General features: G+C 54.8%; 31 protein-coding genes and 1 other RNA gene. 19 read left to right on the top strand and 13 right to left on the bottom strand.

All coding sequences use genetic code 11. The annotated features are described in order from the left end of the window. Positions 1–99: 99 nt before the first annotated feature. Both NK55_RS07350 and NK55_RS07345 read left to right on the top strand, forming a co-directional pair. A complete protein-coding gene (locus NK55_RS07350) occupies positions 100–420 on the top strand; it encodes a hypothetical protein (RefSeq protein WP_024125128.1) in 321 nt (106 codons plus the stop codon). Between the two features lie 12 nt (positions 421–432). After that, positions 433–1,359, top strand: a complete 927-nt coding sequence (locus NK55_RS07345) for an NAD(P)H-dependent glycerol-3-phosphate dehydrogenase (protein ID WP_024125127.1) — start codon at positions 433–435, stop codon at positions 1,357–1,359. On the opposite strand, the gene NK55_RS07340 is transcribed toward NK55_RS07345, so the two are convergent. Together NK55_RS07340 and NK55_RS07335 are read right to left on the bottom strand one after the other, a co-directional pair. Next, positions 1,343–1,873, bottom strand: a complete 531-nt coding sequence (locus NK55_RS07340) for an anti-sigma factor (protein WP_024125126.1) — start codon at positions 1,871–1,873, stop codon at positions 1,343–1,345. The two genes, NK55_RS07345 and NK55_RS07340, sit on opposite strands and share 17 nt — an antisense overlap. Before the next feature lie 41 nt (positions 1,874–1,914). Beyond that, positions 1,915–2,580, bottom strand: a complete 666-nt coding sequence (locus tag NK55_RS07335; RefSeq protein WP_024125125.1) for a sigma-70 family RNA polymerase sigma factor — start codon at positions 2,578–2,580, stop codon at positions 1,915–1,917. Positions 2,581–2,833: 253 nt separating this feature from the next. Between NK55_RS07335 and NK55_RS07330 the strand changes: the two genes are divergently transcribed. Next, positions 2,834–3,697, top strand: coding sequence for a phosphatidate cytidylyltransferase (locus NK55_RS07330; protein WP_024125124.1), 864 nt, complete (start codon positions 2,834–2,836; stop codon positions 3,695–3,697). 866 nt (positions 3,698–4,563) lie between these two features. Here the strand turns inward: NK55_RS07330 and ald are convergent. The 6 genes from ald to NK55_RS07305 form a co-directional block, all read right to left on the bottom strand. After that, entirely contained in the window at positions 4,564–5,655 is a 1,092-nt protein-coding gene (ald, locus tag NK55_RS07325; RefSeq protein WP_024125123.1) for an alanine dehydrogenase, read from the bottom strand. A 7-nt stretch (positions 5,656–5,662) separates the two neighbouring features. Then, complete coding sequence (gene pheA, locus NK55_RS07320) at positions 5,663–6,511, bottom strand: prephenate dehydratase (protein ID WP_024125122.1); 849 nt, start codon at positions 6,509–6,511, stop codon at positions 5,663–5,665. A gap of 81 nt (positions 6,512–6,592) precedes the next feature. Then, an RNA gene (gene rnpB / locus NK55_RS12595) (RNase P RNA component class A) lies at positions 6,593–6,957 on the bottom strand. Positions 6,958–6,964: 7 nt separating this feature from the next. Then, complete coding sequence (locus NK55_RS07315) at positions 6,965–7,687, bottom strand: DUF928 domain-containing protein (protein WP_024125121.1); 723 nt, start codon at positions 7,685–7,687, stop codon at positions 6,965–6,967. Between the two features lie 102 nt (positions 7,688–7,789). Continuing rightward, positions 7,790–8,248 carry a peroxiredoxin gene (locus NK55_RS07310; RefSeq protein ID WP_024125120.1) on the bottom strand — a complete coding sequence of 153 codons (459 nt, stop codon included), beginning with the start codon at positions 8,246–8,248 and terminating at the stop codon, positions 7,790–7,792. A 3-nt stretch (positions 8,249–8,251) separates the two neighbouring features. After that, complete coding sequence (locus NK55_RS07305; protein ID WP_051372892.1) at positions 8,252–8,650, bottom strand: DUF2996 domain-containing protein; 399 nt, start codon at positions 8,648–8,650, stop codon at positions 8,252–8,254. A 40-nt stretch (positions 8,651–8,690) separates the two neighbouring features. Here NK55_RS07305 and rimI point away from each other — a divergent pair, with 40 nt between their 5' ends. The 6 genes from rimI (at position 8,691) to aroC (ending at position 13,441) form a co-directional block, all read left to right on the top strand. Continuing rightward, positions 8,691–9,233 carry a ribosomal protein S18-alanine N-acetyltransferase gene (rimI, locus tag NK55_RS07300; protein ID WP_024125118.1) on the top strand — a complete coding sequence of 181 codons (543 nt, stop codon included), beginning with the start codon at positions 8,691–8,693 and terminating at the stop codon, positions 9,231–9,233. A gap of 109 nt (positions 9,234–9,342) precedes the next feature. After that, positions 9,343–10,518: a transaldolase gene (locus NK55_RS07295; RefSeq protein WP_024125117.1), complete on the top strand. Its 1,176-nt coding sequence runs from the start codon at positions 9,343–9,345 to the stop codon at positions 10,516–10,518. 78 nt (positions 10,519–10,596) lie between these two features. After that, positions 10,597–11,040: a ChuX/HutX family heme-like substrate-binding protein gene (locus tag NK55_RS07290; RefSeq protein ID WP_024125116.1), complete on the top strand. Its 444-nt coding sequence runs from the start codon at positions 10,597–10,599 to the stop codon at positions 11,038–11,040. A 6-nt stretch (positions 11,041–11,046) separates the two neighbouring features. Continuing rightward, positions 11,047–11,985 (top strand): TIGR01777 family oxidoreductase, encoded by a 939-nt coding sequence (locus NK55_RS07285; RefSeq protein ID WP_024125115.1) that lies wholly within the window; start codon positions 11,047–11,049, stop codon positions 11,983–11,985. A gap of 11 nt (positions 11,986–11,996) precedes the next feature. Next, positions 11,997–12,335 (top strand): iron-sulfur cluster assembly accessory protein, encoded by a 339-nt coding sequence (locus NK55_RS07280; RefSeq protein WP_024125114.1) that lies wholly within the window; start codon positions 11,997–11,999, stop codon positions 12,333–12,335. Positions 12,336–12,349: 14 nt separating this feature from the next. Next, the gene (aroC, locus tag NK55_RS07275) at positions 12,350–13,441 is read left to right on the top strand and encodes a chorismate synthase (protein WP_024125113.1); all 1,092 of its coding nucleotides are present in this window, start codon (positions 12,350–12,352) and stop codon (positions 13,439–13,441) included. Here aroC and NK55_RS07270 read toward each other — a convergent pair. Both NK55_RS07270 and murI read right to left on the bottom strand, forming a co-directional pair. Further along, positions 13,438–14,160 carry a Bax inhibitor-1 family protein gene (locus NK55_RS07270; RefSeq protein ID WP_024125112.1) on the bottom strand — a complete coding sequence of 241 codons (723 nt, stop codon included), beginning with the start codon at positions 14,158–14,160 and terminating at the stop codon, positions 13,438–13,440. The genes aroC and NK55_RS07270 overlap by 4 nt on opposite strands. A gap of 77 nt (positions 14,161–14,237) precedes the next feature. After that, entirely contained in the window at positions 14,238–15,077 is an 840-nt protein-coding gene (gene murI / locus NK55_RS07265) for a glutamate racemase (RefSeq protein WP_255325230.1), read from the bottom strand. 371 nt (positions 15,078–15,448) lie between these two features. Between murI and alr the strand changes: the two genes are divergently transcribed. After that, complete coding sequence (alr, locus tag NK55_RS07260) at positions 15,449–16,600, top strand: alanine racemase (protein ID WP_024125110.1); 1,152 nt, start codon at positions 15,449–15,451, stop codon at positions 16,598–16,600. A 6-nt stretch (positions 16,601–16,606) separates the two neighbouring features. Here the strand turns inward: alr and NK55_RS07255 are convergent, their stop codons facing one another. Next, on the bottom strand, positions 16,607–17,056 hold the full coding sequence (locus NK55_RS07255; protein WP_024125109.1) for a nucleoside deaminase: 450 nt from the start codon (positions 17,054–17,056) through the stop codon (positions 16,607–16,609). Between the two features lie 109 nt (positions 17,057–17,165). On the opposite strand from NK55_RS07255, the gene rfbB reads away from it, so the two are divergent. From rfbB to rfbC, 3 genes are read left to right on the top strand one after another with little or no spacing between them, the layout of a single operon-like run. Continuing rightward, positions 17,166–18,245, top strand: coding sequence for a dTDP-glucose 4,6-dehydratase (gene rfbB / locus NK55_RS07250; protein WP_024125108.1), 1,080 nt, complete (start codon positions 17,166–17,168; stop codon positions 18,243–18,245). Next, entirely contained in the window at positions 18,242–19,153 is a 912-nt protein-coding gene (gene rfbA / locus NK55_RS07245; RefSeq protein ID WP_024125107.1) for a glucose-1-phosphate thymidylyltransferase RfbA, read from the top strand. The genes rfbB and rfbA overlap by 4 nt, the downstream gene beginning before the upstream one ends. Then, positions 19,122–19,670: a dTDP-4-dehydrorhamnose 3,5-epimerase gene (gene rfbC, locus NK55_RS07240; RefSeq protein WP_024125106.1), complete on the top strand. Its 549-nt coding sequence runs from the start codon at positions 19,122–19,124 to the stop codon at positions 19,668–19,670. Before rfbA ends, rfbC begins: the two co-directional genes overlap by 32 nt. A gap of 56 nt (positions 19,671–19,726) precedes the next feature. On the opposite strand, the gene psbD is transcribed toward rfbC, so the two are convergent. Next, positions 19,727–20,785, bottom strand: a complete 1,059-nt coding sequence (psbD, locus tag NK55_RS07235; RefSeq protein WP_024124638.1) for a photosystem II D2 protein (photosystem q(a) protein) — start codon at positions 20,783–20,785, stop codon at positions 19,727–19,729. Between the two features lie 280 nt (positions 20,786–21,065). Between psbD and NK55_RS07230 the strand changes: the two genes are divergently transcribed. The 6 genes from NK55_RS07230 to tsaE are packed head-to-tail and all read left to right on the top strand — an operon-like array spanning position 21,066 to position 24,639. After that, complete coding sequence (locus NK55_RS07230) at positions 21,066–21,857, top strand: WecB/TagA/CpsF family glycosyltransferase (protein ID WP_255325229.1); 792 nt, start codon at positions 21,066–21,068, stop codon at positions 21,855–21,857. Then, positions 21,854–22,576 (top strand): cell division ATP-binding protein FtsE, encoded by a 723-nt coding sequence (gene ftsE / locus NK55_RS07225; protein WP_024125104.1) that lies wholly within the window; start codon positions 21,854–21,856, stop codon positions 22,574–22,576. The genes NK55_RS07230 and ftsE overlap by 4 nt, the downstream gene beginning before the upstream one ends. Beyond that, positions 22,545–22,733 carry a hypothetical protein gene (locus tag NK55_RS13500; protein ID WP_162147177.1) on the top strand — a complete coding sequence of 63 codons (189 nt, stop codon included), beginning with the start codon at positions 22,545–22,547 and terminating at the stop codon, positions 22,731–22,733. Before ftsE ends, NK55_RS13500 begins: the two co-directional genes overlap by 32 nt. Next, on the top strand, positions 22,685–23,458 hold the full coding sequence (locus tag NK55_RS07220; RefSeq protein ID WP_041429130.1) for an ABC transporter permease: 774 nt from the start codon (positions 22,685–22,687) through the stop codon (positions 23,456–23,458). Before NK55_RS13500 ends, NK55_RS07220 begins: the two co-directional genes overlap by 49 nt. Before the next feature lie 29 nt (positions 23,459–23,487). Further along, positions 23,488–24,180, top strand: a complete 693-nt coding sequence (gene bchM / locus NK55_RS07215) for a magnesium protoporphyrin IX methyltransferase (RefSeq protein WP_024125103.1) — start codon at positions 23,488–23,490, stop codon at positions 24,178–24,180. Continuing rightward, positions 24,181–24,639: a tRNA (adenosine(37)-N6)-threonylcarbamoyltransferase complex ATPase subunit type 1 TsaE gene (gene tsaE / locus NK55_RS12735; RefSeq protein ID WP_024125102.1), complete on the top strand. Its 459-nt coding sequence runs from the start codon at positions 24,181–24,183 to the stop codon at positions 24,637–24,639. Here tsaE and trmFO read toward each other — a convergent pair. Further along, positions 24,542–25,915 carry an FADH(2)-oxidizing methylenetetrahydrofolate--tRNA-(uracil(54)-C(5))-methyltransferase TrmFO gene (trmFO, locus tag NK55_RS07205; RefSeq protein WP_024125101.1) on the bottom strand — a complete coding sequence of 458 codons (1,374 nt, stop codon included), beginning with the start codon at positions 25,913–25,915 and terminating at the stop codon, positions 24,542–24,544. The genes tsaE and trmFO overlap by 98 nt on opposite strands.

Raw genomic sequence — 25,915 nt, 5'->3', positions numbered from 1 at the left:
GCAAAGACTTGGTATAATTCTTATACAGTCCCTTCTACTTCGGCACCGATGGAGTCATCCTATCGTCTGCATTCCTAGCGCATGTTTGAGGAGTGATCCATGACACCTCGCTATCTGCCCGCTCTTGCCCTTGCTGCAGTAATTCTCAATCTTGGGAGTATAGCCTTTGCCCAGAGTGCAAACACGAATAACCCAATGGAGGGCTGGCAGCAAAACGGCAATGCCAACGATCTAAGCACCATTCTCAATCCCCAGAATGGTAGCTTTTCTGTGCCCGGATTGATGAATCGGCTGCGTTTGATGGATGGTCGTGATCCCAACGAAGTGATGGCAGATCAAATGGAAAATCTCAATGCTGAAGCGGAGGCCTTTCGCAAACGGCAGCAGCAACAATTCCAAAATCTAACGCTGACGCCCTAGGACGGGGATGCTATGTCCCCAAGGGTATTGATTTTGGGCTTAGGTCATTGGGGACAAACACTGGCATACCTATTTGAGCAACGGGGGTGTAGAGTTTCCTGCTGGGGGCGATCGCAGGGGGCGCTTTCGGCTGCTCTTTTCCAGGACATTCATTTGCTGGTTTCGGCTCTCCCTATCAAAGCGGTACGGGAAGTGGCTGCCCAAGTTAGCCGCCTTCACCTCCCCTTGGGAATCATTCTTGTGAGTGCCACAAAAGGCCTAGAATCAAAAACCTTTGCCACAGCGGCGGATATTTGGCAAACTTACTGTCCACATCACGATCTTGTGGTGCTTTCGGGACCCAACCTAGCCAGTGAAATCCAGCAGGGATTGCCGGCAGCAGCCGTGGTGGGGGGCAATCTAGCAGCAACCAAGCAGGTTCAAGATTGCTTGGGCAGTCCCACGTTTCGCCTCTACAGCAATGAGGACCGGCGGGGTGTTGAAATGGGGGGCATCTTCAAAAATGTGATTGCGATCGCCTGTGGCGTCAATGATGGCCTCGGTCTTGGCGTCAATGCCCGCTCTGCCCTGATTACCCGCGGACTGGTGGAAATGGTGCGGGTGGGTACCCACTGGGGCGGACAAGTGGAAACCTTCTACGGCCTTTCAGGATTAGGGGATCTGCTTGCCACCTGTACGAGTGCCCTCAGTCGCAATTATCAAGTGGGGTGGCATCTTGCCCAGGGTAAGTCCCTCTCCCAAGCCCTAGCCTTGACCAAGGGCACTGCTGAAGGGGTGAACACTGCTCAGGTGCTCTGCACCTATGCTCAGCAGCATCAGTTAGATATTCCGATCACTGCAATGGTGAATGCTGTTCTAGGTGGCTCTCTCACGCCTCAGGCTGCCCTCAATTGTCTTTTGGAGCGTCCCTTCAAGCCTGAGGTTATTCCTGGACAGTAGTTTTCGGCGTTGGTTCTGAGCTGGGTTCCCCTAAGGCAGCAGGCGCGGTTTCACTCACAGGGATGGCCACGGGAGGACGGTCAAGGCTGAGCATCAAACCGGTTGCCGTTGGCTCAACAGGTAGAGGAGATACCTCTGGCTCAATGCGGGCAGGACTTGTGATAGCCACCGGCAGACTGGAAAAGGGATTGGGCATTAGGCCGCTCAGCATTGCCACGAAGGATGCCGCTAGTGTTACCCCGGCACTCCCCAGGACCCAAATGCGACGGCGGTGATTGGCCTTAGCAATGACTTGGGCTGCTAAATGATCCGCCGGGCAGGGGGTTAAGGGCACTGGCAATTCCTGCATCTGCTGCTTGAGGTTCAGGAGTCGCCGATAGAGGTGTTGGGCTTCCGAATCAGTAGCCAGCCATGCTTCCACCTGTTGCCGTTCTGCAGCGGTCACTTCACCATCAAGGTAGGCGCTCAGGAGTTCAAAGGTATCGCGTTTGCAGTGATCAAGTTCGTCCATCATAGAGGTCTGTCCTTGCAGGAAAAGGGTAGGGGTGATTCGCCTTAGGTTGAAGGGAGATCCAGGTGAGCTTGGAGTTCGAGTTGGAGTCGCTGTCGGGCCCGGGCAATTCGCGATTTCACGGTTCCGAGGGAAACCCCGGTGATTTGGGCAATTTCTTCGTAGGAGAGGCCTTCAATTTCCCGGAGGACAATCGTTGTCCGAAAGGCTTCCGGTAGGTTGGCGATCGCTCGCCGTAATTGATCATAGAATTCATCCGTGCGCAACCGCTCATCGGGACTGGCATCACTGGCGGCAAGTTCCCAGCTCATTTCACCCTCTTGGGTTTTCAGGGGCGCATCCAGCGAAAGGGGCGGTTGATGGCGTTTGCGTTTGCGCAACTCATCGTAAAACAAGTTGGTGGCAATGCGACTGAGCCAACCCCGAAATTTACTAGTGTCTTGCAATTTGTGAATGTTGCGATAGACTCGAATCCAGACTTCTTGCACCAGGTCGGCGCGATCGTCCCAGTCGGGTGCAAGGTGATAGATAATTCGCTCCACATGGGATTGGTATCGCCGCAACAATTCAGTAAAGGCAGCGCGATCTGGGGTTCTGCCGGCTTGACAGCGCACAACCAACTCTTGGGCTGTAAGTTTTGTCAGTGGCACCGTCACCCGAGCACTGGTCTCCTCACCACGTGTCCAAGCAAGGGGAAGACTGGATGTCATGAATACAATCGACCTCAGACCCATCGCTTTTCATGACGCCCTTGCCCCTAGGATGTTCCTTGATCCGTTATAGCTTGCCAAGGACATTTTCATGGGTTCTATTTTGGCTGCGCGTCTGTTAATGTTTCCTTAACGTTGGTGAATCTAGATTAAAATCTTTATTGTAGCGGCGATCGCTCTTTGGACGCGCTACACAAGCACTCAACGCGCGGCTCAATGTAACCCCTTTTCCTAATTACCGCCCCTCACCACTATGCTCTGGATCCGCATTGCCAGTGGACTTGTCGCGATCGTCCTTACGCTGCTGATGACCTTCCTAGGTGGTTGGTATTTTTGTCTGGGGATTGGGGCGCTAATTTATCTGGGGCAGCTGGAATATTTTGAACTAGCCCGTGCGAAGGGGAGTGCACCGGCCGCTAAAACGACGCTAGTCGTCAGTCAGGTGCTTCTGATGACTTCCCTACTGCGGCCTGATCTTGCGGACGCCGTCTTTCCGGTGGCGGGCACCTTCATTTGTTTTTACCTATTGTTTCAACCCAAGCTGGCCTCGATCGCCGATATTTCCACCTCAATCATGGGGTTGTTTTATGGCGGCTATTTGCCCAGCTATTGGGTGCGCCTGCGGGGGCTAGAACAGCAGTCAACCCTGCCCTTAGGGGGCTTCTGGCCAGAACGGTTGCAACTGACAGCCTTTCCCTTGGGATTACAAGTGACGCTGTTGGCCTTTGCCTGTATTTGGGCGGCAGATATTGGTGCCTATGCGGTTGGTAAGCTCTTTGGCCGCACCCGCCTCTCTCACATCAGTCCCAAGAAAACCGTGGAAGGAGCTATGTTTGGTGTCTTGGGGAGCGTAGGCGTCGCCCTTTGGGGAGCGTACTCCCTCGCCTGGCCCCTCCCTTGGCTTGCGGGAGCCCTGTTTGGTCTGATGATTGGGATTGCCAGCCTATTGGGCGATTTAACCGAATCAATGATGAAACGGGATGCCGGCGTCAAAGATTCTGGGCAGTTGATTCCGGGACATGGCGGCATTTTGGACCGCGCCGATAGCTACGTATTCACAGCACCCTTGGTCTTTTATTTTGTAACGCTCCTCTTGCCAATTTTGGCTTTCCATTGATTCGGCTGGAGGCGCTCCCAGCACACTCGATCGCTGCCCCCATAGACTTCGGCATTGAATACTGGCATCAGCACCGATAGCAGCGCCCTGTTGCTTTAACTTTAATTATTGGCAATTATTGGCAGTCATAAACAATCCATCCAGGGCAATACAGGTCTCGTGTGTCGAAGACGAAGATAAAACAGTGAATTTACGATGGTATCCTTTGCAACTCTTGTCAAGTCTATTCTCAAACAGCTCAGCGCTGGTGACTACCCCGTCCTAAATTCTCAACTGTTCTTCAAAATCTGGTTGACCTAGATGCTCGACCAAGGGTTAAGCAGCATGAGAGCCTTATTTGATCGCTTGAATCATTCAGGGATTAGGGTGGACATCTCCACTTTTTCGAACGCTAAAAAACTCAGGACAGCACCTTATTTGAGGGGATTGACACTCATCTGACGTTTCAAGGGCAAAAGAGACATCGTTCTTCCAGTCTGATGGTGTTTTCTATCAATTCAACCTTCGACCAGACATTTGATCTGACCAGACATTTGATCTAATGATCTAAAGCTGACGTCAAGCCAAATGAAAGCGGGACCTATAAGGGCAGTCCAGCCAGAGCCCCCCTAGAAAGTCCTCTCTAGGTAGCTAGGTAGGACAACTGTAGCACAACCCATTTGCAAGCACCTAGTCCAGATTATTATTTTGTTTCTGTAAAATTTTAGAGCCGTGACTTCCTAGGGGCTCAATTCCTCTGTAGAACTGGGTTTCAGGGAAATTCAAGCACCTCACAAATCTGCTAGCCTTAAGGCTGATGGTGTCTGGATTGGGCAAAATTCCTGAGCTAGGAGAATATTTGAATCCAGAGGTGCTTGATCCACCCCCTACAGATCAGGAAAGACAACCTGCACATCGGGATGGACTAAATGGTGCTGCTTGACCACTAAACCCTTGGCAAGAGCAGGGGAGAGCTCGAGGGCGCGATCGCCATGATCGGCGAGGCAAAGGATATAGGGCAGGGTGCTATTCGTCAGGGCTTGGGTTGCTGTCCAAGGCACCGCTCCCGGCATATTGGGCACGCCATAGTGAACCACACCAAAGGCGGTATAGGTAGGGTTGGAATGGGTCGTGGGTCGCAGTGTTTCCACACAGCCCCCCTGATCCACCGCCACATCAATAATGACTGCTCCGGGCTGCATCCTTTGCACAAGGGACTTGGGCACCAAACAGGGAGGACGCTGACCCGGCACCAGAACAGCACCAATCACTAAGTCCGCTGCGGGCAATCGCTCAGCAATCACATGAGAACTGCTGTAGAGGTACTCTACCCGTGCGCCAAAGAGGGTTTCTAGGTACTTGAGGCGCTCGACATTGATATCGAGAATGCTCACCTGTGCCCCCAATCCCACGGCCATCCGTGCGGCTTCTGTGCCGACGACACCGCCCCCCAGAATGACCACTCGCCCCGGCCGCACCCCCGGAATGCCGCTCAGGAGTACTCCCCGTCCCCCTTCGGTACGCTCTAGGAATCGGGCCCCAAACTGCACCGCCAAGCGACCGGCAATCATGCTCATGGGGGTTAGCAGCGGGAAGCTGCGTTGGTGCTGGTGCGTTTCTTCAACGCTTTCGTAGGCGATCGCTGTTGTCCCCGATTGCAGAAGCGCCACCGTTAGTTCACGACTGGCGGCAAGGTGCAAGTAGGTAAAGAGTAGTTGGCCAGAACGCAAATAGCGATACTCCGAGGGCAAGGGTTCCTTGACTTTGACCACCAGTTCGGCCTCCCAAGCTGCTTGAGCCGTAGCCACGATTTGGGCACCTGCGGCAATATAGGCCTCATCGAGAAAGCCTGAACCCACCCCCGCGCCACTTTCAATGAGAACTTCATGGCCGCGCTCCCGCAGACTTTGCACTCCCGCTGGCGTCAGACCGACGCGGAATTCTTGATCCTTGATTTCCTTGGGGACACCGATACGCATGGCTAGTTTATTCTCCGAAGTCGAGAAATTGATAACTACCAAAGACTTTCAGCACATCTGTAGCCTCCCTAAGTGCCAGCAGACAATCAGCCACCACATCGGGGCGACCATTCACCTCTAGATCAACAAAGAAGAGATAATCCCCTAGAGCACGTTTGCTGGGGCGCGATTCAATGCGACTGAGGTTAATCTGGCGATCGCTAAAAAGTTGCAGCACCTTGAGCAGGGCACCGGGGGCATTGGCCTTGAGGCTAAAGGCAATGGAGGTGTGGGTATCCCCCGGCTGTGGCCAGCCTTCTCCCTGTTGGCGACTCACCACCCAAAACCGCGTGCAGTTGTCGGGAAGGTCCTGGATTTCGGTGGCGATAATGGGCAATTGATGGAGTTGGGCTGCCCGCACGCTGGCGATCGCCCCCACCCGATCCGACTGTGCCACATATTGCAGCCCTTCGGCAGTGGAGGTCACGGGACACTGGCGAGCCTGGGGAAGATAAGCTTGCAACCAGCCCTGGCACTGTCCTAGAGCTTGGGGATGGGAATAGACCGCTTGAATTTGGGCTAAATCTGTGGTTTGGGCAATGAAGGCATGGACAATGGGGCGGATAAAGGCGTGCTGAATGTGGAGCGTATCCAATCGCCACAGGGAATCCAAGGTGATGTTGACACTGCCTTCCACGGAGTTTTCGCTGGGCACTAGGGCTAAATCTAACTCCCCCGCCGCCAAGGCCTCAAGACAGCCAGCGATCGTTGCCACGGGAACTAACCTTAGGGCTTCTCCCCGGTGCCAGTGGGCGTAGCTTTGAGCCGCTTCTTCACTATAGGTGCCCACTGGGCCAAGATAACCCAGCCTCACCATAGAGGATCCAGACAAGAGGGGCAAAGACTCAAGGGCGCATCCTCACAAGGGAATTCTCAAGATCCTACTTGAAAGGGTCAATGAATGAGTTAGACGTAAGCCGGGTTCTGTTCAAAGGGTGGTTATCTATCTGGGACACTTGTTACCAAGTGCCTCTAGCGGTTCTGGCTAGCAAAGAACTGGGGAAAAGACCAACCCTGGTTCCTTAGCGCTAGCACGCCTTGCTTCCAGCCGGGGTTTACCGAGCCAACATCTCTCGATGTTGCTGGTGCGCTCTTACCGCACCGTTGCACCCTTGCCTGTGAGGTTTCCCTCCATCGGCGGTATATTTCTGTGGCACTTTCCTCGCGGTCACCCGCACTGGGCGTTACCCAGCAAGCTTGGTCTTTCGGAAGCCCGGACTTTCCTCAGGAGTGGCAGACTCCCGCAACCACCGCGCTAACTCATTCACTTTTATTGTACTAGGGGCGCTTGAGCAATACTCCCGAGACCAACGGCAGATAATATGGCGACCCATTGGCTGCGGGCTAGATTCCGCGTGACTGCATTCCCCTGCAGCTCGGCCAAAATCGCCAAGGTTTCGTACCAAAGGCCCGCATCAACTGCTGCCCCAAGGCGATCGCTCCCACTCTTGCCCTGAAGTTTCTTGGCCACATCCGTGGCGGTCTGCACCCGTGAAATCACCCCACTAACAGAGATAAAAGCGGAGGGATCATCGGCATCAGCACCACACAGCAGGGTAAAGGTCCAGCGGTAGTCTTGGCCAGCTTGGAGTTGCACATTGGGCCTCAGTGCCAGAATCCCCGGTTCAGTGGGCAGATTCACGACCATTGTTGCTAGGGGACGCTGCTCAGCATCCGCAATCGTCACTTCCCCTTGGGTGGCTTTGCTCTTAGGCACAAAAACAAAGAGAGTGGGGGCAGCCACAGCGGTTTGGCCAAAATGAGTATCGGGAAGCAGGGCGGTTAAACGTTCATTACCAGTGACACAGGCACCACGGGTTGCTCCACCAAAGCGACTGCCAGGAACACCACGGTTTGGCAAATTCGCCCGCAGCCGCGCCACAAGACTGGAATGTTGGTTAACCACAGGGGGTGTTCCCTGGGCAAGGCTGAGAAAACTAAGGGGCAATAAAAAGAAGGTCACCGCAGGCACAAGGGCAAGGCAGGAACGCATGGCCAAACTCCTAAGAATCATGGCTCTAGCGTAGCCCTAGGGAGTAGGCCTGGGCAGTGAACTCAGTTACGCTGGGGTGGTGATGGCGATCGCTCCTTTTTTTCACAACTGGCGCAAAATCTTGAGCGCCTCGTCCACGTGGGCTTTGAAGTTGAGCATGGAGTCAAAAACGTAGCGCACCACGCCCTCCTTGTCAATGACATAGGTGACCCGGCCGGGAAAGAGGCCAAATAGAGAAGAGGCACCATACTGCTGGCGAACCTTGTTGTCGGGATCACTAAGGACAAGAAAGGGGAGCTGGTGATTTTTCTGGAAGTCCTGCTGTCGGGCCACAGAATCGCCACTAATGCCAATTACTTCGGCACCCAGTTCTTGAAAGATGCTGTAGGCATCGCGAAAGGCACAGGCTTGAATGGTGCAGCCGGGGGTTTCTGAAGCTGGGTAAAAGTAGAGGACAACGTTCTTTTTGCCACGAAAGTCGGAGAGCTTCAGCCTGCGGCCATCGGCGGCCGTGAGTTCAAAGTCAGGGGCGCGATCGCCCACGCGCACAGCAGTTGCCACCGCCTAATTTCCTCCCAGCCACTTTTGGCCATTCAGGCGCTGCATGACCCCAAAGACCAGGAGATCCAGTGTCACTTTGCGCTCATCCCCCAAAAAGGGTTCAATGGTGCTGGGGGCAATGCCGCCGCTGCTACAGACAAAGGCCTTCGGTCCTTGGATATTCCCCTCTAGGAAGTAGAGGCGAAACTGATACATTCCCTTGCTCCACTCACCAATCACGGTATTGTCCTCTAGACGCAGGGTCACATCCCCCACCTTGGCGCTGAGGGCGTTCTTAAGAGCAGGTAAAAAAGCCTCGTGAATAAACTCAGCAAAGGGTTTATCCTCAATGGCGGGAGGCTTTTCTTTCTTTGGAGCTTGCGTGGGCGTTTCTTCTGCCATAGCGCTACGACACGGTACCATTTCCTCTGCATGATAGCACTCTCCCTTCCAGGCAACGGCCATGGGGCAATTAGAATTACGACGCCCAACGATTAAGGATTTAGATAGCATTGTTCAACTGGATCAGGTGTGTCTGGGGGGCTTTTGGTCGCACCAAGGCTATGCCCGTGAATTGGAAAATTCCCACCATACGCTGCTGGTGGTGGCCACCCTTGATCAGGTGTGGGGCTGTGGTGTGAGCTGGGGAATTGCCGATGAATTGCACCTGGTGCTGTTGATGGTGCATCCGCAGTGCCGGCGACAGGGTTTGGCGGGCTTACTCCTGTGTCGGCTCTTGCAACTGGGGCACCAGGGGGGCGATCGCCAGTGGGCAACTTTGGAAGTACGGGCTAGCAATGAAGCGGCCCAACGCCTCTATCAGCACTTTGGCTTTGAGCTGGTTGGACGGCGTCCCCACTACTACGACAACCCCCCAGAAGATGCCCTGATTCTTTGGCGCAATCACCTCAATACTCCCGAAACGGGTCAGGAACTTCAGCAGCACTGGCAGCATTGGCGATCGCGGGTGGAGGCACAAGGTTGGTCCCTCAGCGATTGCACCTAGAGCCCCCTAGGGAGCCTAAAGATGACATATTGCGCTTTGTTACGGCGCTTTCCCCTACCCTTGGGTGGGCGAACCATAATGAAAGGGACACGTTTGGGAGACCTGTCTCATGAACTTGCTGGAACAGTTGCGACAAATGACCGTGGTGGTCGCTGATACGGGAGACATCCTCGCCATCCAAAAATTTACCCCCCGCGATGCCACCACGAATCCCTCGTTGATTACTGCTGCTGCCCAAATGAAGGAGTACCAGCCCATCGTGGATGAAACCCTGCGCCAAGCCAAAGCGGATTTGGGGTCTGGTGCCACTCCCCGCGAGATTGTCTCCCTTGCTGTGGATCGCTTGGCGGTGGCCTTTGGCTTGAAAATTTTGCAGATTATCCCCGGTCGGGTCTCAACGGAAGTGGATGCGCGGCTCTCCTACGATACGGCAGCGACAGTACAAAAGGCGCGGGAGTTGATTGGCCAATACGAAGCCGCCGGCGTGGGGCGCGATCGCGTGCTGATTAAAATTGCCTCCACCTGGGAAGGTATCCGCGCTGCTGAAATTCTCGAGAAAGAGGGCATTCACTGCAATTTAACACTGCTGTTTGGCTTCCATCAGGCGATCGCCTGCGCTGAGGCGGGTGTGACACTGATTTCCCCCTTTGTGGGTCGCATTCTCGACTGGTACAAGAAAAAAACGGGCCGTGCTGAGTATCCGGGGCCTGAGGATCCGGGGGTGATCTCCGTCACCAAAATCTACAACTACTACAAGAAATTTGGCTATCCCACGGAAGTGATGGGGGCCAGCTTCCGCAACATTGGCGAAATTATTGAACTGGCAGGTTGTGATCTGTTGACGATTTCACCGGCCCTGCTGCAAGAGCTGCAAAACACGAGGGGCGAGCTAAAGCGCAAGCTGGATCCGGCGATCGCTGCCACCCTCGACATTGAAAAAGTTCCCATGGATGAGGCCACCTTCCGCAAGATGCACGCGGCTGATGAGATGGCCAGTGAAAAACTCGAAGAAGGGATTAAAGGCTTTACCAAAGCTCTGGAAACCCTTGAAGATCTCCTGAGCCGGCACCTGGCCCGTATCGAGGGGGAAGCAACCCTCACCCATGCTGCTGAAGAACTCTTCCATGTTTATGATCTTGACGGCGATGGCATTATTACCCGCGAAGAGTGGCTCGGCACCGATGCAGTCTTTGATGCCCTCGATGCCAACCACGATGGTAAGGTCACTCCAGAGGATATGGGGGCGGGTCTGGGAGTTGTGCTGCACTTGGCTCAGGCAAAATAGAGAGCTCACTCGGTAGGCTTGCATCGGCATCCCCTGTGCGTCACAGTGGAAGAAGCGTTCATAGCTGATGCACCAACAATGTCCAATTCTTCTCCCTCCTTCCAGCAATTCCTCAGGGATTGCGAGCAACTGGGGCTACTGCGCCTTGTCGTCACCAATGATGTTGCGGTTTTGGAGGTGCGATCGCCCCTCACCAAGATCTTCTATGCCGAACTGCCCAAGGGGCGCTATGCCAATATGCACACCGAGGACTTTGAGTTTCACCTGAATATGGATCAGGTGGCCAAAATCCGCTTTGAGGAGGGGCAAGCCAAACGGGGGAATTTTCCCACCTATGCCATTCGCTTTCTCGATAGCAATGAAAAATCTGTCCTCAGTGCCTTTTTGCAGTGGGGCAAACCCGGCGAGTATGCTGAAGGCCAAGTGGCCGCTTGGCAAGCCCTACGGCAGCGCTACGGCCCAGAGTGGCAACCGGTAGTGGCAGCCCTTGAGGCAAAAACCGCCAGCGCAACCCATGGATAGGCATTTATGAGAGTCGTTGTAACCGGCGCTACTGGATTTGTGGGGCAGCAGGTCATCAAAGCCCTCGGCGATCGCGGCGATCAAGTAGTTGCCCTAGTACGCTCCCCTGGGAAAGCCGCCAAGCAATTTGCTGGCATGCCCCGTGTGGAACTGGTGGGCTACACCCCCAAGGCCGCCGGGGATTGGTTCTCTGCCCTTGAGGGGGCGGATGCAGTCATTAACTTGGCAGGTGAACCCCTTGCCAATGGCCGCTGGACAGCTCAGCGCAAGCAGGAGATCTACGACAGTCGCGTGGTAGGGACGCAGCAGTTAGTACAGGCGATCGCCCAATGTCAACAGCGACCGCGGGTGTTGGTCTCCACCTCTGCCATTGGCTACTACGGCACCAGTGATACAGAAACCTTTGTTGAAACCCATGCTGCGGGAAATGATTTTCTAGCCAAGGTCTGTGTGGACTGGGAAGCCGCTGCCCAAGGGGTCACGGATTTAGGCGTGCGGTTAGTGATTCTCCGTTTTGGCATTGTCCTTGGGGAGCAGGGAGCACTGGCCAAGCTTCTATTGCCCTTTCAGTGGTATCTGGGAGGGCCTCTGGGGTCTGGTCAGCAGTGGTTTTCCTGGATTCATCAGCAGGACTTAGTGCGCCTTATTCTGACTGCTGTGGATCACGGGGGAATGCAGGGGGTTTACAATGCCACTGCCCCGGAGCCACTGAGAATGGTAGACTTTTGCCGTGTATTAGCAGAGGTGATGCAACGCCCCGCATGGTTGCCTGTGCCCCCCCCAGTGCTGCAACTGCTGCTTGGGGAAGGGGCTGATGTGGTGCTCAAGGGGCAGCGGGTCTTGCCGGAGCGGACGCTGGCTGTGGGCTTTCAATTTGACTACCCCAACGCCAAGACGGCTCTAACCAACCTCCTCAAACCACGATATACTGAGGGTTCCCCCTAGTTTTGTGCAAGATGGTGGAATTGACCCCCGCAGCTATTCAAGAGTTGGAACGTCTCCAAGCCCACGGCGTTAGTCGAGGCCTGGCAGCCATTCTGCGGATTCAGGTACAACCCAGTGAGTGCGGTGACTGGCGCTATGATCTGGCTCTTGTGGCTGAACCTAAACCGACGGATTTGCTTACCCAGTCCCAGGGCTGGACGATCGCGATCGCGGCTGAAGCGGCGGAGGTATTGCGGGGTTTGCGGGTAGATTACATTGAAGACTTAATGGGGGGCGCCTTTCGCTTCCACAATCCCAATGCCAGTCAAACCTGTGGCTGTGGTATGGCCTTTCGGGTAAGCAGATCGTAGGGTTGAACAGCAGTATGGGCAATACCTTTGGGCATCTATTTCGCGTCACCACCTTTGGCGAATCCCACGGGGGTGGGGTGGGGGTTGTCGTGGATGGCTGCCCTCCCCGGCTAGAACTCTCGGAAGTCGATATTCAAAAGGAACTGGATCGCCGCCGCCCCGGTCAAAGTCGTCTCACGACCCCTCGCCAAGAGCGCGATCGCTGTGAAATTCTCTCCGGCGTCTTTGAGGGCAAAACCCTGGGCACCCCCATTGCCATTCTGGTGCGCAACAGGGATACTCGCCCTGAAGATTATGCGGAAATGGCGCAGGTCTATCGCCCCTCCCATGCGGATGCCACCTATGACGCCAAGTACGGTATTCGCAACTGGCAAGGGGGTGGGCGTTCCTCGGCCCGGGAAACCATTGGGCGGGTTGCAGGGGGGGCGATCGCCCGCAAAATTCTTACCCAGGTGGCGGGTACGGAAATTATTGCCTACGTCAAGCGGGTTAAGGATATTGAGGCGGTTGTGGATCCCGATACCGTTGCCGCCGCTGCCGTTGAGGCCAACATCATGCGCTGTCCCGATGCCGCCACCGCCGAAAAAATGATTGCCCTGGTGGACGAAGTACGGCGGCAGGCGAACTCCATTGGCGGTGTCATTGAGTGTGTGGTTCGCAATGTCCCTGTGGGCTTGGGCTCACCGGTTTTTGACAAACTGGAAGCGGATCTAGCCAAGGGGGTGATGTCCCTGCCTGCCAGTAAGGGCTTTGAGATTGGCTCTGGCTTTGCCGGTACCCTGCTCACGGGTCAAGAGCACAACGATGAGTTCTACACCGATGAACAGGGGCGAATTCGGACCCGTACCAATCGCTCCGGGGGGGTTCAGGGGGGCATCTCCAATGGTGAAAACATTATTTTACGGGTAGCCTTTAAGCCCACGGCAACCATTGGTCAAGCGCAGAAGACCGTGAACCAAGCGGGTGAAGAGACAATTTTAGCCGCAAAAGGGCGGCATGATCCCTGTGTGCTCCCGCGGGCGGTGCCGATGGTTGAAGCAATGGTGGCTCTGGTTCTCTGTGACCATCTGCTACGGGATCATGCCCAGTGTCACCTGCGCTTCTAGCGACTGCGATTGAGGGCAATCAGTAACCGCAGGATAAAGATAAACAGGTTGATGTAGGTCAAGTACATCGAAAGGGCAGCAGAGAGATACTGATCGTCGCGGTAGGTGCGGGGCAGCACAAAGAAGTCCACCACCGCAGCCCCCACAAAGAGCACCACGCCGATGCCGGAAATCGCAATTTCCAGAAACGTAGGCGTAAAGACACCAAAGAAGCTGAAGACGAACTGGAGAAGCAGCACCACCAGCAGGGCAATGAGCCCTAGTTGTACCGTTTTGGCAAGGGCAAAGCCATCGCGCTCCGACAGATTCGAGCCAATAGGGCTAGCGGCCATAAACGTGATGCCACAGCCCGCAGCGGCAATGATAATGCCCATAATGCCCACTGTACTGAGGGCAACCGCAATCAAACCAGAAAGGGTATAGCCCGACAGGAGGCTGTAGGTGGCCAACAGGGGCAGTGCCAGCCCATTATTCCCTTTGCGAGCCGCTCCCTGCGCCACAAAAAAGAGCACCAGCTCAGCAATAATTGCCCCAATGAATGTGGCCATGAACAGTTGGGGGGCGGCACTGAGAACCCCAAGACCGCCCCAGCTGCCGATGGCGGTGAGGATGAGACCCCCACCCAAAAAGGGTAGGGCATTGCGAATAACATTAGGACCGACAACCGTGCTACTGCGCGCTTCGCGAATCGCCTCTTGAAAATTACTAGTACTACTCACGGGAATCCTCCAAGGGGGGTGAATAGACAACACGGCCAGATGGCACAGTTCTATTCTGCCAAAATTCCCAAGGGCACCTAGCTGGCAACAACCGCGGAGGCCGCCGGTGGCGGTACGGTTATCTCTAAGGGCGGGTGGCATTGGCTTAAGACACTTAAGGGCAAATGTTCTACCCTTGGGTAGTATCCCAGCCACTGACTCGCTAACTGGGCAAATTGTTCGGGTATCCCACTGACATAAAATTGCACTTGGCCTTGGGGGCAGGGAGTCGCCAAATTCATGGCCTCTAGTTTGCCCACGGCGGCACGGGCAACTGCATGGGCAGGATCAAGGTGATGAACCGTTGTGGGCAAATACTGCTCAATCACATGACGTAGGTGGGGGTAATGGGTGCAACCATAAATGAGGGTATCGGGGTCAAATTCCACTAGAGGGCTTAGGGTTTGACGAACAATGCGATGGACGCGATCGCCCTCTAGGCAATTGCTTTCCACCAGGGGGACAAACTCAGGACAAGCCACTTGGGCGATCGCCACGGTGGGGGAGAGTTCCTGAAGTGCCCGTGCATAGGCACCACTTTTAACGGTTGCGGGAGTGGCAATAACACCAATACGCTTTCCCAGCGTGACCGCCATTTTGGCAGCGGGGACAATCAAACCCAGGATCGGAAAGGAAAACTCACTGCGCACTTGTGTCAAGGCAAGGGCTGAACTGGTATTGCAGGCCATCACTGCCATCTTGACCCCCTGGGAATGCATCCACGTTAGAATCTCCCGCACATATTGGAGGATTTCACTGCGGCGGCGAGTCCCATAGGGCAACCGTGCCGTATCCCCAAAGTAGAGAAAGGATTCTTGGGGTAAAAGGCTTTGGAGTGCCTGTAAAACCGTTAAGCCCCCCACCCCACTGTCAAACACACCAATTGCTCCCAGAGGATTGAGCCCTAGGGATATCTTGTGCCAGTTGTCCACTCGAACCTCGACCTCACACCAACAAAAATGGCGTTGCCCCGTGCAGAAAGAGGGCAACCACAGTCAATCTACCGCCCTTTTTACGGAAATGAAACCCGCTCAAAACCACCAGCCCCCTTCTGGGGAAGAAAGGCCTCCCCTAGATGGACTGTATATCTTGGCAAGGGCTGTAGTGCCACTCTAGCAGGTTTTGCCAAGAACCGAATGTTGACCCTAGGACTGAACATAGAGTGATATACATTGAATCACAGACTGTCAGTGGCTGTAGGGTTCGTCACCCCCTACTGGGGAATTATGGTGTGAGGATAGGAACAACAATGCTCAGTCAGGAACAGCTCACCAGTTCCCATGAGTGTGAGCGCGCATGGATTGAAATTGATTTGGCAGCCTTGGCGGCTAATACGCGCAGCTTGCGCCAGTGGCTAGCACCTACAACGGAACTTTTAGCCGTGGTGAAGGCAGATGCCTATGGTCATGGCGCACTCACTGTAGCACAGACGGTTTTAGCCCACGGTGCGACTTGGCTAGGGGTGGCAACGATTCCGGAAGGGATTGCTCTACGGCAGGCAGGGATTACAGCGCCTATTTTGGTCTTGGGATCCGTCAATTTGCCCGTCCAGGTGCAGATGATGGCCGAGTGGCAGCTGCAGCCTACCCTCTCTACACCTAAGCAAGCCCTGATTTTCTCCGACTACGCCGATCGCCTGCGCGAACCCCTTGATGTCCATTTGATGATTGATACGGGTATGTCTCGCTTGGGCTGTCCCTGGCAGGATGCGGTGGGTTTTGTGCAGTTTGTGCAGCGGCTACCTCACCTGCGCATTCAGGGGATTTACTCCCACTTTGCCAGTGCCGATGATCCAGATGCCAGTTTGATGCGGCAGCAGCAGGCCTACTTTGAACAGGTATGGGAACAAATTTCTGCCCTGGGTTTAGGTGCTGTGCGCCGTCACATGGCCAATTCGGCAGCAACATTGGCCAACCGCAGTAGCCACTACGACATGGTGCGCATTGGTTTGAGCCTTTACGGCGTGTATCCTGCGTCCCATTTACGGGATGTAGTGCCCCTGCGACCCGTCATGCAGGTGCGATCGCGCATTACCCTCTTGAAAGAGATTCCCGCTGGTACAGGCGTTAGCTACGGTCATCAATTCATTGCCCCTCAGCCGATGAAAATTGCCGTTGTTGGCATTGGCTATGCCGATGGGGTGCCGCGTCTTCTTTCCAACAAGCTCGAAGTCCTCGTCCAGGGAAAACGGGTGCGCCAAGTGGGGGCAATTACGATGGATCAACTGATGATTGATGTGAGTGACATTGATGGGCTCCAGGAGGGGGATGTGGTAACCCTCCTTGGGGAAGATGGCGGCGACTGCCTGACGGTGGAAACTTGGGCGGAAGCCCTCGGCACAATTACTTGGGAAATTCTCTGTGGCTTCAAGAACCGCTTGCCGCGTATTCCTGTCTCCTAAATTTTGCTAGGCTTCTTTGGCAGTGAGTTTGCCAATGTCCTCAAACCAGAGCTGGGGATACTGGGCAATAAAGTCACGCATTAGCTGCTGGCATCGCTCCAAGTTCAGGTCAATCACCTCAACGCCGTGGGCTTCCATAAACTCCCGTGCTCCCGCAAAGGTCTGGGATTCACCAGCAATCACCTTTTTGATGCCAAACTGCACCACAGCACCAGCACAGAGATAGCAGGGCATCAGGGTTGAGTAGAGCACCGTATCGTCATAGCAACTGATGCGACCGGCATTGGCCAGACAATCAATCTCCGCATGTAGAATTGGGCTGCCCCGCTGTACCCGCTGGTTGTGACCACGACCAATGATTTGGCCATTGCGCACCAAGACGGAACCAATGGGAATGCCACCTTCTTTGAGTCCTTGCTCTGCCTCAGCGATCGCTGCCGCCATAAATTTGTCCATGGTTATCCGCCTAAGTAAATATGGAGCTTCATTTCTAGTAAACCTCTTTTTTTGAACAGGTGTCTCGTCTTGGTATGATGCAAGCCAAAATCTGGTGGTGTTAGTGCCCATGATCAAGATTTTGGTAACAGGTGGCGGCGGGTTTATTGGCGCCAACTTTGTGCGGCTTGCCCTCACGGAGGGCTGGGGGGCGGTGCTCAACCTTGATAAAGTGACCTATGCCTGTCACCCCGGTACCCTAGCCATGCTGGAGCAACTGCCCAATTATCAATTTGTGAGGGGAGATGTGGGCGATCGCCCCCTTGTCCGGGACCTGTTGCAAACCTTCCAGCCCGCCGCTGTCATTCACTTTGCGGCTGAGAGCCATGTCGATCGCTCCATCAATAGTCCGCGCGACTTTATCCAAACCAATATTGTGGGCACAGCTAATCTCCTAGAAGAAGTTAAAACCTACTGGCAACAGCTCCCCTCCGGGGCCCAGGAGGCCTTTCGCTTCATTCACATTTCCACCGATGAAGTCTATGGCACTCTTGGCCCCGAAGATCCGCCTTTCCGAGAAGACACCCCCTATGCCCCCAACAGCCCCTATGCTGCTTCAAAGGCCGCCTCTGATCATCTGGTGCGTGCCTACCACCACACCTACGGGCTACCCACCCTCACCACTAACTGCTCCAACAACTACGGTCCCTACCAATTTCCAGAAAAACTAATCCCCCTAGTGATCTGCCAAGCCTTAGGGGGGCACCCCCTGCCCCTTTACGGCGACGGACAAAATGTGCGCGATTGGCTCTACGTTGAGGATCACTGCCGTGCGGTCTATACCGTTTGGCAAAAGGGACAGGTGGGCCAAACCTACAACATTGGCGGCAATTGTGAAAAGCCTAACCTTGAGGTTGTGCAAACCCTCTGTGATCTGCTGCAAACCCTGGTACCCCGGTCTGGCTTAAATTACCGCAGTTTGATTACCTTTGTGAGCGATCGCCCCGGTCACGATCGCCGCTACGCTATTGATGCCACTAAAATTCAGCGGGAACTGGGGTGGCAGCCCCAAGAAACCTTTAGGAGTGGCCTAGAAAAAACCGTACAGTGGTATCTTGCCCACCAAGATTGGGTGGAAGCCGCCCGCACTGCTGATTACCGGGCTTGGCTGGTCACTCACTACGGCAGCGTTCTCGCTCATTGCCCATGAAAGGAATTATTCTCGCTGGCGGCTCAGGTACGCGTCTGTATCCCCTAACCCGGGTGGTCAGTAAACAACTGATGCCCATCTACGATAAGCCGATGATTTATTATCCCCTCTCCATCTTGATGCTGGCGGGAATTCGGGAGATTCTCATTATTTCCACCCCAGAGCACCTCTCTCTTTTTGAGAAACTGCTTGGCAGCGGTCAGCAATGGGGGCTATCGTTCAGCTATTGTGTGCAGCCGCAGCCCAATGGCTTAGCGGAAGCGTTTATTTTGGGGCGCGAATTTTTGCAGGGGGAACCTGTGTGCCTGACCCTTGGGGATAATCTTCTCTACGGCCATGATCTTTCAGAGAAGTTGCGCCGAGCGGCTCAACTCACCAAAGGCGCCCTGATCTTTGGCTACCGGGTGGCCAACCCGCAACAGTACGGGGTGATTGAATTTGATGCCAGCGGTCGCGTTCTCGGTATCGAGGAAAAGCCAGCAGTGCCCAAGTCCAACTATGCCGTGCCGGGGATATATTTTTATGACCAGCAGGTGTGCGATTTGGCAGCTCAGCTGCAACCTTCAGCGCGGGGAGAACTGGAAATTACTGACCTCAACCGCCTTTACCTAGAAAAGGAACAACTGCAGGTGGAATTACTCGGACGCGGCTATGCGTGGCTCGATACCGGTACCTATGATCTGCTGCAACAGGCCAGTAGCTTTATTCGCACCCTAGAGGAACGACAGGGGGTGAAAGTTGCTTGCTTAGAAGAAATTGCCCTACATCAGGGCTACATTACACCGGCGCAACTTTATGAACTGGCACAATCCCTGCGCAAAAGTAGCTACGGCCAATATCTCTTGCAAGTTTGGGCAGAAGTGACAGGAGGAATCCATGGTCAAGGTACAACCGCTGGCGATCGCTGACGTTCTGCTTTTGGAACTCCCTGTCTTTCGGGATCAACGCGGCTTTTTCCTGGAAAGTTTTAATCAACGAGCCTTTATGGCGGCCACAGGCTTGGCGGTAAACTTTGTTCAAGACAATCATTCCGCCTCTCGGCAGGGCGTTTTGCGAGGACTCCACTACCAGCACCAACACCCCCAGGGCAAACTCGTTCGGGTCATCGAGGGGGAAATTTTTGACGTGGCCGTTGATTTGCGGCGCTCTTCACCCACCTGGGGGCAATGGGTGGGAACATGGCTGAGGGCCGAAAACTTCCAGCAATTGTGGATTCCCCCTGGCTTTGCCCATGGCTTCTGGGTAAAATCCCCAAAGGCACAAGTCCTCTACAAAACCACCGACTACTACAATGCCGGGGATGAATATACGCTGCTGTGGAATGACCCCACCATTGGCATTACCTGGCCAATTGACGGTGAACCCCTCCTTTCTGCCAAAGATCAACAGGGGAAGTCTATTAACGAACTTCCCCTATTCCCTTGACATAAAAAATCCCTCCCCAGTGGGGAGGGACACTCAAGGCTAGGATTGCTTACGCCCTACAAAGCGTTACCACGGGGGAGTACCTCTTCTGGGAAGACAAAGTTTTCATGGGGTTGGTCTTGGGGCGCCATCCAAGCACGGATGCCCTCGTTCAACAGCAGGTTCTTCGTGTAGAACGTCTCAAACTCAGGGTCTTCCGCGGCCCGAATCTCCTGCGAAATGAAGTCATAGGACCGCAGGTTCAACGCTAGACCCACCACGCCAATCGCACTCATCCACAGCCCCGTCACCGGCACAAACAACATGAAAAAGTGCAACCAGCGCTTGTTCGAGAAGGCAATGCCAAAAATTTGGCTCCAGAACCGGTTTGCCGTCACCATCGAGTAGGTCTCTTCCGCCTGTGTCGGGCTAAAGGCTCGGAAGGTGCTGGCACTCTCCCCATCTTGGAAGAGGGTATTTTCCACTGTGGCGCCGTGGATGGCACACAACAGGGCACCCCCCAGCACACCGGCTACCCCCATCATGTGGAAGGGGTTCAAGGTCCAGTTGTGGAATCCTTGGAAAAATAGCAGGAAACGGAAGATGGCGGCAACCCCAAAGCTGGGGGCAAAGAACCAGCTGGATTGCCCCAAAGGATAGATCAAGAAGACGCTGACAAAGACGGCAATGGGGGCACTGAAGGCAATGGCGTTGTAGGGACGGATGCCCACCAGGCGGGCAATTTCAAACTGCCGCAGCATGAACCCAATCAGACCAAAGGCGCCGTGCAGGGCAATAAAGGTCCACAGACCGCCCAGTTGGCACCAGCGGGTGAAGTCCCCTTGGGCTTCAGGGCCCCACAGCAGGAGCAGGGAGTGCCCCATGCTGTTGGCGGGGGTGGAAACGGCAACGGTCAGGAAGTTGCACCCTTCCAGGTAGCTGGAGGCCAGGCCATGGGTGTACCAGGAGGTAACAAAGGTGGTACCGGTCAGCCAGCCCCCCAACGCCAGGTAGGCGCAGGGGAAAAGCAGGATGCCTGACCAGCCGACAAAGACAAATCTGTCCCGTTTGAGCCAGTCGTCGAGGATGTCAAACCATCCCCGTTCTGCTGGCGCTCGTCCAATCGCGATCGTCATAAAACTCAACTCCGAAGGGAAGTCATTAAGGCAGATTCGTGAGGTAGCTCAATGGCACGATAAGAGCCAGGTTTACGAATCTTAATAACGACTCTAATCTAGCAAACAGGTTTCGTGGATTTCAACAAAGCATATCCCGTGGCGGTGAGCCTGTATATGCGATATAGCCCTTTTCCAGAGGATAGGGGTCCACAACGGCAGCCTTCTCCTGTCTATCACGCTCTTTTGCTCAGAGTGTTCACCTGCTGTGAGAAGGGCTGTAAGATACTGGGTGTCTCTTGTGCTCAACTTTCCTATGGGTTACCCCCTTGTAATGCCGACCATTCCGGCAAAAGTCTCAGTTTTGGGATTTCCCCTCCATTTGGTGGACAATGCCCCTGAGTGGTTGCTGATGCAACAGCGAGATGGTCATGGCCAACACGTGATCACGCTCAATTCAGAGATGGTGATACTGGCGGAGCGCACACCAGAGTTTGCTGACGTTTTACACCGTGCTGATTTGGTGATTCCCGATGGGTCGGGGGTCATTCTCTACCTGAGGTTACATGGCCTCTCTGTGCGCCGTCTACCGGGGATTGAATTTGCCGAAGCCCTACTGCGATTGGCCAATGACTCTCCGCAGCCGAAACGGGTCTTCTTTTATGGGGCAGCACCGGGGGTAGCAGAAAAAGTGGCTGAGCGCTGGCATCGAGAGCTGCCGAACTTAAAGATTGTTGGCGTGCAGTCGGGCTACCACGATGCGGATATGGAAGCTGCCCTCATTGAAAAGCTGAAAGAAACCCAACCCCATATTATCCTTGTTGCTTTGGGTGTACCGCGTCAGGAATATTGGATCGATCGCCACCGCCATATTTGTCCCCAAGCGATTTGGGTCGGTGTTGGCGGTAGTTTTGATGTCTGGGCAGGGGTTAAAAGGCGGGCACCCAAACTGATGCAAAAACTCCATTTGGAGTGGCTCTACCGTCTTTACCAAGAACCCTGGCGTTGGCGGCGCATGCTGGCGCTACCCCAATTTGCATGGAAAGCACTCCTGAGTCGTTTGCATGGGCGACAGCGTTTCTCATCCCGATGACAGCAGTGACCCCCGTGGTATCCCCCTACGAACCAACCTCTAGGGGGGCCATCATTGCAGAACTGTACCAAGTCACGAAGTCCTTTGGTGGTGCGTTGCCCTGCTTACATCGCGTCAGTTGGCAGCTGCGACGGGGAGACTTTTATTTTCTGACGGGTGCCTCGGGGTCGGGTAAATCCACCCTCTTAAAACTCCTCTGCGGTCAACTGCGACCCGATCACGGCATCGTTCGCCTCTTTGGCGAGGAGGTCAATCCCCAGCAGGATCGGCGAATGGCACAGTTGCGGCGGCGCTTGGGGGTCATTTTTCAGGACTTTAAGCTCTTGGGCGATCGCTCAGTTGCAGAAAATGTGGCTTTTGCCCTGCTGGTGCGCGGTATTCCCAAAGCAGAAATTCAACAGCGGGTGCAAACGGCGCTCAAACTGGTGGGACTGAGCCACAAAGCCAATGCCAATCCCCAATCTTTATCGGGGGGAGAGCAGCAGCGGGTGAGCATTGCCCGTGCCATTGTCGGTGGTCCTGAGCTATTACTAGCGGATGAACCTACCGGTAATCTGGATCCCCAGACCAGCCAGCAAATTCTTGCTCTGCTCCATCGTCTGCATCAACATGGGTTAACAGTCCTCTTTACTACCCATGATTTAGCCTTGACCCGCCTAGTTCCCCATCGGATTCTCCATTTGCACCATGGCAAACTTGAGTTCCTTACCCACCCTTGACTTTTTGCTTTCGGAAGTACGCCGCAGTCTCTGGCGCGGCGGTTGGCTCAATGGCGCCGCTGTGATTGCTGTTGCTGTGACGCTGTTTATTTTGGTTGGGGCTGGCAAGTGTCCCACCTCCTCGGCGCCAGTGTCGAGTCCCTTGGCAATCGCTTAGAAATTACTGCCTATGTGTCGCCTGAACTTCCCGCAGCCAAAGTAGCCAGCCTCAAGGAACAGTTGGCGGCATTACCGGCGGTAGCCGATTTGAATTGGATTGATCGCGATCGCGCTTGGGCAGAATTGCAAGCTGATTTAGGCCTTAAAAGTGAACAGGGCGGTTTAGACCTCTTTGACACCAATCCCCTCAGCGATGAAATCAAGATCCGCGCCCAGAGCCTCGAACAGGTGGCTCCCTTGGCTAACCAAATTGCCCAAAAGGAAGGCATTGAGTCTGTGCAGTACCTTGAGCGCGCTCTAACGGGCCTGCAAAGTATGCAGCGGGTGGTGCGGGGCGTCACGTTCATTTTGGTGCTGCTACTGAGTTTAACGGTAGTTGCTCTGGTGAGCGCGATTTTGCGGCTGATTATTCTTGTGCGCCAACCCGAAATTGAGATCATGACCCTCGTGGGTGCCACCCAAACTTGGATTTATACGCCCCTATTTATTCAAGCGGCTAGTCTAGGTGGCGGTGGCGGTGCCTTGGCGTGGATGGCTGGTTGGGGAAGTAGTCAACAGCTTCAGCAGTGGCTAGCCCAACAGACCAGCTTTCGCGCCCTTGCCAGCAAAGTTTCCCTTGAATGGTCAGCGGGCTTAGGTGTGTTCCTGATCATCATTGGCGTCATTTTGGGGCTGGTGAGTACCCGATTGGCACTGCAAACCACAGCCCCTATGCCACAATAATTGGGGCAATGACGATTCATCGGGAACTTATGACGCAATCTACGGCTGACGAAAAGGCAATCGTTCAAAACTACTTCAACACAACTGGGTTCGATCGCTGGCGACGCATCTATGGCACAGACCAGGTCAGCAAGGTGCAGGCGGATATCCGCATGGGACACCAACAAACGATTGATACCGTCCTGGCATGGCTCAACGCTGATGGCTCCCTCAAAGGTCAACTCATTTGTGATGCTGGCTGCGGTGTCGGCAGTTTAAGTATTCCCCTTGCCAAGCTAGGGGCACGGGTCTATGCCAGCGACATTTCCGAAAAAATGGTGGCCGAAGCCCGCGATCGCGCCGCTGTTCAGTTGAATGGCCACCATGAACTCATCCTCAGTGTCAGTGATCTTGAAGCCCTGCGGGGAAAATACCATACCGTCATCTGCCTCGACGTCCTCATCCACTATCCCGACAACCAAATGGCAGGGATGCTAGCCCACTTGAGTTCTTTGGCCATGGAGCGGCTGATCCTCAGCTTTGCCCCCAAAACACCAAAATATATGCTGCTGAAGAAGATTGGTGAATTCTTCCCCGGCGCCAGCAAGGCCACCCGTGCCTATCTCCACAGTGAGGAATTTATTGTGGAGATTTTGCGGAACTTGGGTTGGCGGATTGAGCGCAATGCCATGACCAAAACTCGCTTTTACTTTTCGCGACTCCTAGAAGCAGTGCCAGCCTAAATGACGAACCTCAGCCTGAGTTTGGCAGAACTGCAAGCCTTAGGGCGCCAGTGGGGGACATGGCTGCCGCCGGGGACAGTGCTCCTGTTGGCGGGAGAGCTAGGGGCAGGAAAAACCACGTTTGTGCAAGCCTTGGGGGAGGGATTGAACATTGAAGATGTCATTCAAAGCCCCACCTTCACCCTAATTCAGGAATATTCCGAAGGGCGTGTACCCCTCTATCACTTTGATCTCTATCGCCTGACGCCTGCTGAAGTGGCGGCCTTGGCGCCAGAACGCTATTGGCTCGGCGAAGAAATTGAGCCCGGGATTGTGGCCATTGAGTGGCCCGATCGCTTGCCAACCTTGCCCCCAGCTTATCTTAGGCTCCAGCTTCAACGGCAGCAGGATTGCACCCATCTAACTCTAGAGGCTGTAGGGGCAGCGACATGGCTGTTGCCCAGGTGCTTAAATCTTTGAGGGCGCGATCGCGATAGGCGGCATAGCGCAACGCCTTTTGACGCACTGGTTGCTCTAGGGGTGGCAAAATGCCAAAGTTGGGGGGCATCGGCTGAAAGGTTTTGCTCTCAGCAGTACTGATGTAGTGAAAGAGGGCACCAGCCATCGTTGTTGGGGGCAATACCAAGGGTGCAAGTCCCCGTGCCAAGCGAGCTGCGTTCGTTCCCGCTAGCCAGCCCCCTGCTGCCGCCGCCGTATAACCTTCGGTACCGGTAATTTGACCCGCTGCCAAGAGGGTGGGGCGATCGCGAAACTGAAGACTGGCCCTCAACAACTTCGGGGCATTTAAGAAGGTATTGCGGTGCATCACCCCCATGCGCACAAACTCCGCCTGCTCTAAGCCGGGGATCATGCGAAAGACCCGCTGCTGCTCCCCCCAGCGCAGATTGGTTTGAAACCCCACCAAGTTCCACAGTTGGCCATGGCGATCCTCCTGGCGCAGTTGTGCCACCGCATAGGGACGCTCCCCCGTGCGTGGATCCCGCAAGCCCACAGGTTTCAAAGGGCCAAACCGCAGGGTATCCACCCCTCGCCGCGCCAATTCCTCTACGGGTAGGCAAGCCTCAAAAAATTGGGCATTCTCGCGCTCAAAGTCCTTGAGGGGCGCTTGTTCAGCTTCACAAAGCGCCTGCCAAAACCGCTGGTATGCTTCAGCACTGAAGGGACAGTTGAGATAAGCCGCTTCGCCGCGGTCATAGCGGGAAGCCAAAAAGGCCACCTCACGGTTAATGGACTCCCCGACCACAATTGGGCTGGCGGCATCAAAAAAACTCAGGTAGTCCAGTCCGGTAAAGCATTGAAGATCGGCACTCAGGGCCTCACTGGTCAGTGGGCCGGTGGCCAAGACCACAATCCCGTTTTCTGGGAGGCGGGGCAGTTCTTCGCGCTGCACTGTCACGAGGGGATGGCTTTCGAGGGTTTCAGTTACCTCACGACTAAACTGGGCGCGATCCACCGCCAGGGCGCCGCCGGCAGGCACTTGATGGCGATCGGCAGTGGCAATAATCAGTGACCCAAGGGCACGCAGTTCATGGTGTAATAGCCCCGTGGCGCGATCGCTCGCCTTGGCGCCAAAGGAATTACTGCATACCAACTCTGCCAACTCCGCCGTATGGTGGGCTGGACTGGCCACGTGCGGGCGCATTTCATACAGCACCACCGGCAGACCGGCACGGGCAATTTGCCAAGCCGCTTCTGTACCGGCTAAACCACCACCAATGACCGTAATCGGTTCCAT

Origin of the sequence: Thermosynechococcus sp. NK55a (assembly GCF_000505665.1) — a bacterium.
In the GTDB taxonomy this organism is placed as follows: domain Bacteria; phylum Cyanobacteriota; class Cyanobacteriia; order Thermosynechococcales; family Thermosynechococcaceae; genus Thermosynechococcus.
Note: the sequence above shows the minus strand (reverse complement) of the source record. Positions and strands in the feature narration are given on the sequence as shown.

What these genes read in the sequence shown, in the direction of transcription:
- NK55_RS07315 (WP_024125121.1), bottom strand. Translation starts at nt 7,687, where the DNA reads ATGCGTTCCTGCCTTGCCCTTGTGCCTGCGGTGACCTTCTTTTTATTG.
- NK55_RS07340 (WP_024125126.1), bottom strand. Translation starts at nt 1,873, where the DNA reads ATGATGGACGAACTTGATCACTGCAAACGCGATACCTTTGAACTCCTG.
- NK55_RS07295 (WP_024125117.1), top strand. Translation starts at nt 9,343, where the DNA reads ATGAACTTGCTGGAACAGTTGCGACAAATGACCGTGGTGGTCGCTGAT.
- NK55_RS07345 (WP_024125127.1), top strand. Translation starts at nt 433, where the DNA reads ATGTCCCCAAGGGTATTGATTTTGGGCTTAGGTCATTGGGGACAAACA.
- alr (WP_024125110.1), top strand. Translation starts at nt 15,449, where the DNA reads ATGCTCAGTCAGGAACAGCTCACCAGTTCCCATGAGTGTGAGCGCGCA.
- rfbC (WP_024125106.1), top strand. Translation starts at nt 19,122, where the DNA reads ATGGTCAAGGTACAACCGCTGGCGATCGCTGACGTTCTGCTTTTGGAA.
- NK55_RS07350 (WP_024125128.1), top strand. Translation starts at nt 100, where the DNA reads ATGACACCTCGCTATCTGCCCGCTCTTGCCCTTGCTGCAGTAATTCTC.
- psbD (WP_024124638.1), bottom strand. Translation starts at nt 20,785, where the DNA reads ATGACGATCGCGATTGGACGAGCGCCAGCAGAACGGGGATGGTTTGAC.
- ald (WP_024125123.1), bottom strand. Translation starts at nt 5,655, where the DNA reads ATGCGTATCGGTGTCCCCAAGGAAATCAAGGATCAAGAATTCCGCGTC.
- NK55_RS07305 (WP_051372892.1), bottom strand. Translation starts at nt 8,650, where the DNA reads ATGGTACCGTGTCGTAGCGCTATGGCAGAAGAAACGCCCACGCAAGCT.
- rfbB (WP_024125108.1), top strand. Translation starts at nt 17,166, where the DNA reads ATGATCAAGATTTTGGTAACAGGTGGCGGCGGGTTTATTGGCGCCAAC.
- NK55_RS07330 (WP_024125124.1), top strand. Translation starts at nt 2,834, where the DNA reads ATGCTCTGGATCCGCATTGCCAGTGGACTTGTCGCGATCGTCCTTACG.
- NK55_RS07285 (WP_024125115.1), top strand. Translation starts at nt 11,047, where the DNA reads ATGAGAGTCGTTGTAACCGGCGCTACTGGATTTGTGGGGCAGCAGGTC.
- NK55_RS13500 (WP_162147177.1), top strand. Translation starts at nt 22,545, where the DNA reads ATGGCAAACTTGAGTTCCTTACCCACCCTTGACTTTTTGCTTTCGGAA.
- trmFO (WP_024125101.1), bottom strand. Translation starts at nt 25,915, where the DNA reads ATGGAACCGATTACGGTCATTGGTGGTGGTTTAGCCGGTACAGAAGCG.
- pheA (WP_024125122.1), bottom strand. Translation starts at nt 6,511, where the DNA reads ATGGTGAGGCTGGGTTATCTTGGCCCAGTGGGCACCTATAGTGAAGAA.
- bchM (WP_024125103.1), top strand. Translation starts at nt 23,488, where the DNA reads ATGACGCAATCTACGGCTGACGAAAAGGCAATCGTTCAAAACTACTTC.
- NK55_RS07280 (WP_024125114.1), top strand. Translation starts at nt 11,997, where the DNA reads ATGGTGGAATTGACCCCCGCAGCTATTCAAGAGTTGGAACGTCTCCAA.
- NK55_RS07335 (WP_024125125.1), bottom strand. Translation starts at nt 2,580, where the DNA reads ATGACATCCAGTCTTCCCCTTGCTTGGACACGTGGTGAGGAGACCAGT.
- aroC (WP_024125113.1), top strand. Translation starts at nt 12,350, where the DNA reads ATGGGCAATACCTTTGGGCATCTATTTCGCGTCACCACCTTTGGCGAA.
- rfbA (WP_024125107.1), top strand. Translation starts at nt 18,242, where the DNA reads ATGAAAGGAATTATTCTCGCTGGCGGCTCAGGTACGCGTCTGTATCCC.
- NK55_RS07255 (WP_024125109.1), bottom strand. Translation starts at nt 17,056, where the DNA reads ATGGACAAATTTATGGCGGCAGCGATCGCTGAGGCAGAGCAAGGACTC.
- rimI (WP_024125118.1), top strand. Translation starts at nt 8,691, where the DNA reads ATGGGGCAATTAGAATTACGACGCCCAACGATTAAGGATTTAGATAGC.
- tsaE (WP_024125102.1), top strand. Translation starts at nt 24,181, where the DNA reads ATGACGAACCTCAGCCTGAGTTTGGCAGAACTGCAAGCCTTAGGGCGC.
- ftsE (WP_024125104.1), top strand. Translation starts at nt 21,854, where the DNA reads ATGACAGCAGTGACCCCCGTGGTATCCCCCTACGAACCAACCTCTAGG.
- NK55_RS07290 (WP_024125116.1), top strand. Translation starts at nt 10,597, where the DNA reads ATGTCCAATTCTTCTCCCTCCTTCCAGCAATTCCTCAGGGATTGCGAG.